Source organism: Planktosalinus sp., assembly GCF_059864935.1.
Genome location: NZ_JCBCCK010000419.1, coordinates 1 through 10,459 on the forward strand (window position 1 = coordinate 1; position 10,459 = coordinate 10,459).

Consider the following 10,459-nt stretch of genomic DNA (forward strand, 5'->3'; position numbering starts at 1 on the left):
CCAGCTGATTTTGTGGTATATAATTGAGCATAATTGCAAACTTTTAGCCATAAAAATAAGAAATTCTTTGCATATATCCAAATAAAAAATAACCTAATTAACTGATTATTAGTGTATTTATATATTTTCAGCAAGCCCTAAATAAGCGGTTTCACCAGAGACAGAAATATCACTTTTTAAACGCAAATGCTCTATACCCGAAATGATGTAGTAATATTCTGAAATTCGGAATTCTTTCCCTATAAAACCACCTAAAACAAAGGCATTTGTTTTAAAGGCATCTTCAACTTCCAAGGTAGCAAAACCCATATAGTTAGTTAAAATCCATTCTCCTTTTTGGGTTGAATTCGTTTCTTCCTGAGCATTTCCCTGAACAAAAAGAAAAAGGCAAAAAACAAGATTTAAAAATGTTTTCATAGATTGAATGTTTAGTCATTCAAGTAAAAGTAATAAAAAAATCACTCAAACCGTATCGCCTTCACCGGTGAAATCTTGGTGATGATGTATGAAGGAATCAACAGCATCAACAAACACAATAAGAAAGTGCCCGCGTTGAGTATTAAAATATAACCCAAATCGAGATAAACAGGGGCTTCGGTGACATAATAGGTGTCAGGGTTTAACGGGAACAGTTTTAGGTGTTTTTGTGCCAGTAACAAACCTATCCCAATCAAATTTCCCCAAAAAAGACCAATACCAATAAGGTACACTGCATTGTAAATAAATACCTTTCGGATACTCCAGCTGGAACTGCCCAGTGACTTTAAAATCCCTATCATTTTGGTGCGTTCCAAAATTAATACCAGCAAAGCCGTGATCATATTGATTCCTGCAACCAATATCATAATCCCGATAATCAGGGCAATATTAAAGTCAAACAAATCCAGCCATTCAAAAATGGAAAAATACTTGTCCCGGATGGTTTGGGTGTCCAGTGTGGAATCCGCATTATAATAGACCTTATTGCCAATTTCCCCGATGCGTTTAAAATCGGTTACAAAAAGTTCAAAAGCCCCTATCTGATCCGCTTCCCAGCGATTCAAACGTTGAATATGGCGAATGTCAGCTATCAGATAACTTTCATCAAATTCCTGAAAGCCGCTGTTGTAAATACCCACGAGTTCAAAGCCCACATTACGCAAGGGCCTGTCACTGCCTTCGTCAAAAAAGTAAGTCACCACACGGTCACCCACTTTCAGATCCAGACGGTTGGTTATAAATTCGGAAAGGAGGATTTCTGCATTCAGGGTTTCGGTATATTCAGGCAATCGGCCTTCACGAAGAAATTCCTCAAAAAACTGCCAGTTGTAATCATTGCCCACGCCTTTTACTACAACGCCTTCAAAATCGGTTGCTGTACGGATGATACCGCCTTTTAGTGCCGTAACCTGTATGTGTTTTATTTCGGGGATTTCTTCAAAAACCGGATAAAAAGGCTGGTTTATTGATATGGGGTTTTGAGAGTCTTTGGAGAAATTGGTGTCAAAATGAGAAATGATGATGTCGCCGTTAAAAGCCGATACTTTTTCGCGTACTTTTTCCTGCAACCCAACACCTGTTGCGATGGAAACGAGCATCATAATCATGCCCAATGCAATTGCCGTAATCGCAATTTTTATAATTGGTGCCGATATACTACTTTTATAGTTCGGGTTGTTACCTGAACCTGATTTGATAATCCGCTTGGCTATGAAATATTCAAAATTCAAAATACTCGCTCTATTAAGTTTCAAAAATAGCACTTTATTTTTGATGCTTGTCGTCCTGATTTCCTTTTCCTGCAGAGGACAAGAGAAGAATTTTAAAGTAGAAACCACTTTTACTGAAAGTGAGGTGGCAACTTACCCTGTGGTGGGTGCCAACCAAACAGGAGAATACCTGCCTTTTTTAAGAGACAAGCGTGTGGGCGTGGTGGCCAATCAAACCAGTATGGTTTTTAAACCCGAAAACTTTATTTTTATGGAAGACTACTGGGATGAAAGCAGTCGCTCCTACAAACAGCGTCAAACCCAAAAATGGTTGTTCAGCAAACGCACCCATTTGGTGGATTCGCTTTTAGCTCATAAGATAAATGTTACTAAAGTTTTCGCCCCCGAGCATGGTTTCAGGGGAACTGCTGATGCCGGTGAGCTTGTTAAAGACGGAAAAGACAGCAAAACCGGATTGCCCCTTATTTCGCTTTACGGAAGCAACAAAAAACCCACTCCCGAGCAAATAAAAGATCTCGATGTGATGATTTTTGACATTCAGGATGTGGGGGCACGTTTTTACACTTATATATCCACTTTGCATTATGTTATGGAAGCTTGCGCGGAAGCAGGTATCCCATTGTTAATCCTCGATAGACCCAACCCAAACATTCACTACATCGACGGCCCTATATTGGAACCGGAACATAAAAGTTTTGTGGGGATGCACCCCATACCCGTAGTCCACGGAATGACCATCGCCGAATATGCCCAAATGATCAATGGTGAAGGCTGGCTGGAAAACCGTCAGAAATGCGAACTTAAAATCGTTTCCGTAAAAGATTATAACAGAACGACGGTCTACTCCCTCCCCATCAAGCCCTCACCCAATCTGCCTAATGACAAGGCCATCAACCTTTACCCAAGTACCTGTTTTTTTGAAGGCACCACATTGAGTGAAGGGCGCGGTACAGACAAACAATTTCAGGTTTTTGGAAGTCCCACTTTACCAAAGGAAAAATATACATTCACTTTTACACCACAACCCAACGAAGGTGCTAAAAACCCCAAATTCAACGGGCAATTGTGTTGCGGAAAGGACTTGAGTGATACAGATAGGCTTAATTATATCAATTTACAATGGCTGATTGATGCATACCATGATTCGGGTAAACAAAAGTCATTTTTCACCAATTTCTTTACCACCCTTGCGGGAACTAAGACCTTACAGCAACAAATTGAGCAGGGAATGAGTGCGCAGCAAATCAGGTTGAGTTGGAAGGAAGGTCTGGAGAAGTATGATGTGATAAGGAAGGGGTATATGTTGTATGGAGAATACCGATGACGAATGATCGATAGTTGCAGCTTAAAGCCTAATGCATATTGCCAAAACATCAACCAATTAAAATTTTAAATAAATTATGGAAAAAGTCAATGAATACTCAAACGGGGAAATTACCATTTTCTGGAAACCCGGGTTGTGTACCCACGCGGGTATATGTGTAAAAACCTTGCCGCAGGTGTACAATCCCAAAGAACGCCCATGGATCAAGATTGAAAATGCCACATCAGAGGAATTGATGGACCAGGTAAGCAAATGTCCGTCGGGGGCGTTGAGTTACAAGAAAAACAATTAAGAATATGGAAATACAACAGATCAACAGAGAAAGCAAAGGCTTTTTCAAAGGAGTCTCTGAAGGAAAAGAAGCCGGTAGAATGACTTATTCTTGTGCAGGTAACGATAAATTCATCATTGACCATACCGAAGTGAAAGATGAGTTTAACGGACAAGGTGTGGGCAAGAAAATGGTGCTTGCTGCTGTGGAATATGCCCGGGAAAACAAGTTAAAAATCATCCCTCTCTGTCCTTTTGCCAAAGCGATGTTTGAAAAGATTACTGAAATAAGGGATGTGCTCTAGTGTTTTTTTTATCGGTATTCCGTCATTAGTCTTCTTTATCATTTTTTTGGCACCACAATTGTAAACCTACTAACATAACCAACACCTTACAGTTATGAAAAAAGCACTACTTATGCTGATTTTAGCAACCGTGTTTGTTGCTTGCAGCAGTGTAAAACGCAGTCAGAAAGAACTCAACAGAGGCAACTATGTCGAGGCGATGAACCTGGCTGTCAAAAAACTTCAGAAGGACAAAACCAGCAAAAGAAGCCAGGAAATGATTCCAATTCTTGAAGCTGCCTATGCCAAATACACTGAAGAATCACTCAACAGAATCGCTTTTCTTGAAAGGGAAAACAGTCCGGCTTCAAAACGTGAGATTTTCACCTTGTATTCCCGCTTGGACCAAATGCAAAACAGCATCAGGCCTTTATTGCCCCTTTACAGGTTTGGTGGTGAAGCTCAATTTCAAATGAATGACTATAGCAACCAACTCATAAAAGCCAAAGGTGAATATACTGCATTTCTTTACGAAAGGGCACAAAGCATGATGGCTACCGGCAATAAAATGGAGTACCGCAATGCCCATAAATCGTTAAACGAACTCCAAAAACTGTCACCCAACTTCAGGAACACCGATCAACTATTGCGTGAGGCCCACTACTATGGTACTGACTTTGTGTTTGTGGAGCTTAAAAACGCTACCAACCTCATCATTCCCCAGCGATTGGAGCGTGACTTGCTGGATTTCAACACCTACAGGCTTGATGATTTCTGGACAGAATACCACAGCATCAACCGCAGGGATATTGATTATGATTTTGAAGTGCTGCTGCAATTCAGGGACATTCTGATTTCACCGGAGCGTGTACACGAGCGTGAAGTGCGTTTGGAACGGGAAATCCTTGATGGTTACACTTATGAAATTGACCGCAACGGCAACTATGTATTGGACAGCCTGGGCAACCGAAAACGAATAGACCGCTATGTGGTAGTTAAAGGGACGCTCTATGAAACCACCCAATCCAAAGCCATTGCAGTTAACGGAATGGTGGACTATTATGACGTCAAAAAAAGGCAATTGATGAACAGCCACCCGCTGGAAACCGAATTTATTTTTGAAAATGTGTTTGCTACATTTAAAGGAGATGATCGCGTTTTGAACAGCGATGAACGCCGGTTACTGAGAAACCGACCTGTACCATTTCCGAGTAACGAGCAAATGCTTTTTGACGCTTCAAGCGAAATCAAAAACCGCCTGAGTGCCATTTTAAAACGAAATAAATTCAGGTAATCGCTTTTGCAAAAGGAAATTTAGACAAAGTTTATGTAGAATCTTCTGCGAAAATCTGCGAAATCTGCGGGAAAATATAAGCCCGTAGATTTCGCAGATTTTATTTTATTTCCATTTCCAAAATCTCATAGTGCGAGCCATGAGCTACACAAGTACCGTTTTTAATCACCAACAACTGCGGCGATTGGTGAAACACCTGAAAGCGGGCAGCCACTTCATCTGAAACTTCCCGAAAGCTTAACAAGTCCAGGAAATAAAAAACAACCTCTTCGGGATAGTCGGTAAGACTTTCTTCAAAGCGACTCAACACCATCCGGCTGATACCACAGCGGGTGGAGTATTTAAAAATCAACACCGTTTTGGTTTTGGAAAGTTCAGTGATTTCATCCAGTTGAAATGCAGACGTCAATGGCTTCCACGGGAAGGGGGTGCGTGGTTCTTTTTCGGGTTTGTTTGAGTTGAATAGGTTTTTGAAGATAGACATATTTTTTATTGCAAAGGTAGCTTTTGCAAACACACTTTTCTGAAATTTAATATTACTTTGGTCTTATGAATAAAAGATAAAATTCCTGTTGAAATAAAACAGATTGTTCAGATCCTGTTTTCTTTTATCGATGTTGCGGTGTCATTATTTATTCAAGCAGACATTGGATTTACTTGAATTTGTCCGCCAATTGCTTTTAAAACCTTCATTATTGTTGCAAATTGTGGTTTTGCACCGTCAGACAAAGCTTTGTATAAACTCGGTCTGCTCAAACCGGTTTCTTCCGCAATTTTAGTCATTCCAATAGATTTTGCAATATGTCCGATTGCATTTATAATATCAGAACTGTCTCCTTCTTCAAGTACAGTATTGAGATATTCCGCAATCATCTCTTTACTGTCCAAATAATCCGCTATATCAAATTTTGTAGTTTCCATTTTTTAACTATTTAATTTTTTCCAAATTTACTCACTTGCTTTTATTTTTTTAAGGTGTTCGTGATTTGCTTCGCAAGTTCTTTTGCTTTTTTAATGTCGTTTTGTTGCGTTGATTTATTTCCGCCAATCAATAGAACAATAATTTTTCCGTTCTTTTCTTTAAAATAAATACGGTAACCTTTACCAAAATTCACTCGCATTTCTTGAATTCCATCACCAACTGGTTTGCAATCTCCAAAGTGTTCATCAGTTTCCAGTTTCTGTATTCTGAACAAAATTTTCGCTTTAGCCTTCAAGTCCTTTAACTTTCTCAGCCATTTGTCAAACTCAGTGGTTTTCTCGATAAAGAACATATACAAATGTATCTATATAGATACAAAAATAAATAATATTTTTGATAATCTCAGTTCAGATTGATTTTTTTTTCGGGGCTGTAATATTACACCACAACACATTCTAAGATTACATGTTGTCATGCAAAGCAGACTTTGATTGTTTTAAGACCTGGTATTTACTGCCATTGGATACTGCTGCTCCATCAATTCTTAATCAACTGCCGATTAATAGTTCCCCGGTTTGTGGTAATTTTCAGAAAGTACATTCCGTATCTTAAATTTTCCACATCAAGTGTTGTTTCCTTGCCCTGAATTTTCTTTACTTCCTTGCCCTGCAAGTCATAAATAAGTACCTCTTTCAGTTCAATGCCATCTGTTAGATGAATATTAAGCGTTTTGTTGGTGGGGTTTGGGTACAGAATAACCCGGCTTAATGGATTGTAAACATCTGTAATGCTCAGGGGTTCCACAACTGTGGTATGCACCATATTGGTGATGATGGGTGCATTAAAGTCAAAATAGATAGCGGCATCGCCCGAGATCACATCACCTACTTGCACATTGCTTTTGGGTTTGATTTTATAGGCTATAAAACCATGGCTTTCAGGTTCATTGGATAAGCTGTCCGGAAGATGGATATTGTCAAACATAAACTCCACCCGATTCCCGTCTGTTATATTTACATAATAGTCGTGGCTGGCACTGATGGGTGTGAGCGTGTTCCAGTCTAGTTTGGGATGAAGGGTATCAAGTATACGCACATTGATGGCACTTGCTGTCCCGGTGTTTTGAAAGCGGATCAGGTAGTCTAAATACTCGTCGATATCGTCTATGTGTAGCTCCTCGCCTTGCAATACCTGCTTGTCGTTGGGGTCATAAGAGTTAACAACAACCTGCGCTAAAATAAAAGTATTGTCATTGGGCGTAAAATCATTGGCTGCCGGTGTTACCGTAGCTATAAAATGCAGGATGTCATCCCCGTTTACAGTAGGTGGTTGAAAGGTCAGTATGGTGATGTCTGCCTCAAATTTTTGGAACGGCTGCATAGATCCAATAGAGAAAGTCAAGGTGTTGGCTGTCGTTGCTGTAGGTACCGGATTGGCAATTACAAACTGCTGCATCAAATCGTCAAAGACTAAGATGGCCTCCACATTGGCAATGGTTTCTGTACCCACATTACGCACCACCAATCGATAGTCTGCTTCAAAACCTGGGCGGGCTTCACTGGTGGGTAGTAAGGTGATGTTTAAATCTTCAACAGGTTGATTTGCAGTAAAGCAGAAATTTAATTCTTCAACATTATTAACACCTACAAAATTAATAGTTGATGTAACTGGTGTTGTTGTAAAGTAATTTGGAAGATTTAATAAGCTAATGGTATATGTGTCTTCCAAAAGATATAAAATATAATCTCCATTACTGTCTGAGATGGTAGCAAAATCGAAATTACCATCATTAGCATTAATAATAATGTTGTTTACTGGCATATCGTTGGGATCGCAACCATCGTTATTTTGATCATATAAAATATTTCCTTGAACTATATTCAGTGAGCATTCATCAACGCCCAAGCTGTCCCCTGTAATAGTCCATCCCAAATTATTTATTAAATGATCTCGCACTCCAGAATTGCAATAATACATATCATGAGCTTCCATTTTTTTATTTTCTAACCCTAATTGTGCAAATTTGAGTAAAACAGCATCATAATTATATTGATCCAAACCTGAGTAACTAAGAAAATCATATACAAAAAAAGTACCTGTATCAAAAAAAAGATATTCATTAAAATTCCATGTAGAAATGTCCTGATTAAAACTTGAAGCAGAATTAAACATATTCCCCATAGTTATCACATTTGACACATCCCAATTATCAAGTGGTTGATTAAAGCTTGTAGCTCCTTTAAACAAGCCACGCATACCAATAACATTAGAAACGTCCCAATTATCCAGTGGTTGATTAAAACTAGCTGCATCTGCAAACATGAAATTTATACTAGTAACTTTAGAAACATCCAAATTGTTTAATGGCTGGTTAAAGTTATGAGCACCATAAAACATACCACCTAGTTGCAACCCGTTTGAAAAAACCCAATTATCTATGGATTGATTAAAACTGTAAGCATCGTTAAAAATAAACTTTATTTCCGTAACATTCGAGACATCCCAAGTATTTATAGGTTGATTGAATGCAAATGCCTTATAAAACATATAACTTAAATTTGTTGCATTAGAAACGTTCCAGTTATTTAAGGGTTGATTAAAAGATTTGGCATAAGCGAACATATTACTCATATTTGTCACATTTGAAACGTTCCAATTTTCTATGGATGAATTAAAGCTTTCGGCATAACTGAACATCCTAAGCATATCAGTTACATTGGAAACATCCCAATTATTTAAAGATTGATTGAACTTAACGGCACTTAAAAACATATGATCCATAACTGTGACGTTAGACACATCCCAGTCATTCAGTGGTTGGTTAAAACTTACTGCATTATCAAATACAAACGACATATTGGTCATATTTGACACATTCCAATCACCAATAGGTTGATTAAAGCTTTTTGCACTATAAAACATCCTATACATATTAGTTACATTTGACACGTTCCAACTGTTTATAGGTGAATTGAACATATATGCACTCTCAAAAATCTTCATCAAATTAGTAACATTCCCAACGTTCCAATTATCAATTGGCTGGTTAAATTTTTGCGCATCACTAAACATTTCAGACATATCAGTTACATTGGAAACATCCCAACTATTCAATGGCTGATTGAATAAATACGCTCCCATAAACATCCTGTGCATATCAGTCACATTAGAAACATCCCAAAGGTCTATGGGTGAATTAAATTTCAATGCCCCTCTAAACATTTTAGCCATATTGGAAACTTGGCTCAAATCTGGTAAATCTGTCGCGTTTACTACTAAATTAGAACAATTGTAAAAAGCACCTTCCATAGACTTCCATTCTATATCTCCCCATTGTTCAATACTAACTAATTTTTCTCTGGTGTTAGGAAATTGAGAATTATTGATTCTCGGAAAATCTCCCGAAATAATAACTGTATAAATACCGGGCTGGGTGTAAGTGTGAACAGCATTCCCATTTAAATTATTCTGAATTGTACCGTCGCCATAATCAATAGTATAATTATAACCACTTCCTGTTGTTGGGATTATAATGTCTAAGCTAGTACTTGTCGCTTTCCACCTGGACACAAAAACATTAGGGGGATAAGTAATATTACAACTCATTTCAGGTAAATCTAACCATATAAACCAGCCTCGATTATTTATAAGTTCATTTCTAGATAAAGCATCACAATATAAAAGATCTGCAGCTCCCAAGCTTTTATTTTGCAATCCTAACTGAACAAAACGGGATAGGAGACTTTCATAGTTTGAAATATTCAGTCCACATCGATTTAGAGTTTCTGTGAGTAAAACAGATGGGTTAAAATTCCAATTGGATAAATCTTGATTAAAGTTAGATGCTTGGTTAAATAATCCATGCATATTAGTCACACTAGATACATCCCAATTATCTAAAGGTTGGTTGAATGAAGAGGCAGAAGAAAACATATCCCACATATTAGTAACATTCGATACATTCCAATTATTAAGTGGTTGATTAAAATCTAGTGCAGATTTAAACATAGAATACATATTGGTCACATTTGATACATCCCAATTATTTAGTGGCTGATTAAAAGCATTTGCACCACCAAACATCCTTGCCATATTTGTAACATTGGATACATCCCAATTATTTAATGGCTGATTAAAGTTAGCAGATCCAAACAGAGATGACATATTTGTGATATTGGACACATCCCAATGGTTAATTGATTGGTTAAAATCATTACATCCTGCAAACATATTAAACATATCAGTAACCGTACTTAAATCAGGTGCGTCAGTAGCATTTATAGTTATATAGGTACAATACATAAAAGCACTTTCCATTGAAACCCACTCTATATCTCCCCATTGCTCCACACTCTTAATTTTTTTAGCATTAAGATGATTGTTGCCGAATCGTATTCTCGGGAAGTTCCCTGATATAGTTACCGTATAAACCCCGGGAGCAGCATAAGTATGTGAAGCGTCACCGGTTTGGTTAGTTAAAGTGGTGCCATCCCCAAAGTCAGCAGTATAGTTGTAACCTGTCCCGAAAGTGGGAATAGTGATGTTCAAATTTCCGACAGTCACCTCCCATGTAGTAATAAATGGTGCTTGTTGTGCGTGAATTTGAAATGAAAAGAAAACTGTAAAAAGCAGAAGGTAAAGATGTTTCATTAGAGA

Annotated in this window: 10 protein-coding genes; 4 read left to right on the top strand and 6 right to left on the bottom strand. The window is 38.0% G+C overall.

Features of this window, described 5'->3' with window-relative positions:
- Window positions 1–117 precede the first annotated feature (117 nt).
- Window positions 118–417: a hypothetical protein gene (locus AC6F75_RS12685; protein ID WP_500715456.1), complete on the bottom strand. Its 300-nt coding sequence runs from the start codon at window positions 415–417 to the stop codon at window positions 118–120.
- Window positions 418–458: 41 nt separating this feature from the next.
- On the bottom strand, window positions 459–1,709 hold the full coding sequence (locus AC6F75_RS12690; RefSeq protein WP_500715469.1) for an FtsX-like permease family protein: 1,251 nt from the start codon (window positions 1,707–1,709) through the stop codon (window positions 459–461).
- A gap of 43 nt (window positions 1,710–1,752) precedes the next feature.
- Here AC6F75_RS12690 and AC6F75_RS12695 point away from each other — a divergent pair, with 43 nt between their 5' ends.
- From AC6F75_RS12695 to AC6F75_RS12710, 4 genes are all read left to right on the top strand, one after another.
- Window positions 1,753–3,033 carry an exo-beta-N-acetylmuramidase NamZ domain-containing protein gene (locus AC6F75_RS12695; protein WP_500715458.1) on the top strand — a complete coding sequence of 427 codons (1,281 nt, stop codon included), beginning with the start codon at window positions 1,753–1,755 and terminating at the stop codon, window positions 3,031–3,033.
- 76 nt (window positions 3,034–3,109) lie between these two features.
- Window positions 3,110–3,325, top strand: coding sequence for a (4Fe-4S)-binding protein (locus tag AC6F75_RS12700; RefSeq protein WP_500715460.1), 216 nt, complete (start codon window positions 3,110–3,112; stop codon window positions 3,323–3,325).
- Between the two features lie 4 nt (window positions 3,326–3,329).
- Window positions 3,330–3,608 carry a GNAT family N-acetyltransferase gene (locus tag AC6F75_RS12705; RefSeq protein WP_500715462.1) on the top strand — a complete coding sequence of 93 codons (279 nt, stop codon included), beginning with the start codon at window positions 3,330–3,332 and terminating at the stop codon, window positions 3,606–3,608.
- Window positions 3,609–3,702: 94 nt separating this feature from the next.
- Complete coding sequence (locus AC6F75_RS12710) at window positions 3,703–4,881, top strand: hypothetical protein (RefSeq protein WP_500715464.1); 1,179 nt, start codon at window positions 3,703–3,705, stop codon at window positions 4,879–4,881.
- 100 nt (window positions 4,882–4,981) lie between these two features.
- Here the strand turns inward: AC6F75_RS12710 and ytxJ are convergent, their stop codons facing one another.
- The 4 genes from ytxJ to AC6F75_RS12730 form a co-directional block, all read right to left on the bottom strand.
- Window positions 4,982–5,365, bottom strand: a complete 384-nt coding sequence (gene ytxJ, locus AC6F75_RS12715; RefSeq protein ID WP_500715466.1) for a bacillithiol system redox-active protein YtxJ — start codon at window positions 5,363–5,365, stop codon at window positions 4,982–4,984.
- Between the two features lie 152 nt (window positions 5,366–5,517).
- On the bottom strand, window positions 5,518–5,802 hold the full coding sequence (locus AC6F75_RS12720) for an addiction module antidote protein (RefSeq protein WP_500715467.1): 285 nt from the start codon (window positions 5,800–5,802) through the stop codon (window positions 5,518–5,520).
- A 41-nt stretch (window positions 5,803–5,843) separates the two neighbouring features.
- Entirely contained in the window at window positions 5,844–6,155 is a 312-nt protein-coding gene (locus AC6F75_RS12725; protein WP_500715470.1) for a type II toxin-antitoxin system RelE/ParE family toxin, read from the bottom strand.
- A 185-nt stretch (window positions 6,156–6,340) separates the two neighbouring features.
- On the bottom strand, window positions 6,341–10,459 hold a 4,119-nt coding region (locus AC6F75_RS12730), incomplete at its 5' end, for a BspA family leucine-rich repeat surface protein (protein ID WP_500715468.1).

What these genes read in the sequence shown, in the direction of transcription:
- AC6F75_RS12685 (WP_500715456.1), bottom strand. Translation starts at nt 417, where the DNA reads ATGAAAACATTTTTAAATCTTGTTTTTTGCCTTTTTCTTTTTGTTCAG.
- AC6F75_RS12695 (WP_500715458.1), top strand. Translation starts at nt 1,753, where the DNA reads ATGCTTGTCGTCCTGATTTCCTTTTCCTGCAGAGGACAAGAGAAGAAT.
- AC6F75_RS12700 (WP_500715460.1), top strand. Translation starts at nt 3,110, where the DNA reads ATGGAAAAAGTCAATGAATACTCAAACGGGGAAATTACCATTTTCTGG.
- AC6F75_RS12705 (WP_500715462.1), top strand. Translation starts at nt 3,330, where the DNA reads ATGGAAATACAACAGATCAACAGAGAAAGCAAAGGCTTTTTCAAAGGA.
- AC6F75_RS12710 (WP_500715464.1), top strand. Translation starts at nt 3,703, where the DNA reads ATGAAAAAAGCACTACTTATGCTGATTTTAGCAACCGTGTTTGTTGCT.
- ytxJ (WP_500715466.1), bottom strand. Translation starts at nt 5,365, where the DNA reads ATGTCTATCTTCAAAAACCTATTCAACTCAAACAAACCCGAAAAAGAA.
- AC6F75_RS12720 (WP_500715467.1), bottom strand. Translation starts at nt 5,802, where the DNA reads ATGGAAACTACAAAATTTGATATAGCGGATTATTTGGACAGTAAAGAG.
- AC6F75_RS12725 (WP_500715470.1), bottom strand. Translation starts at nt 6,155, where the DNA reads ATGTTCTTTATCGAGAAAACCACTGAGTTTGACAAATGGCTGAGAAAG.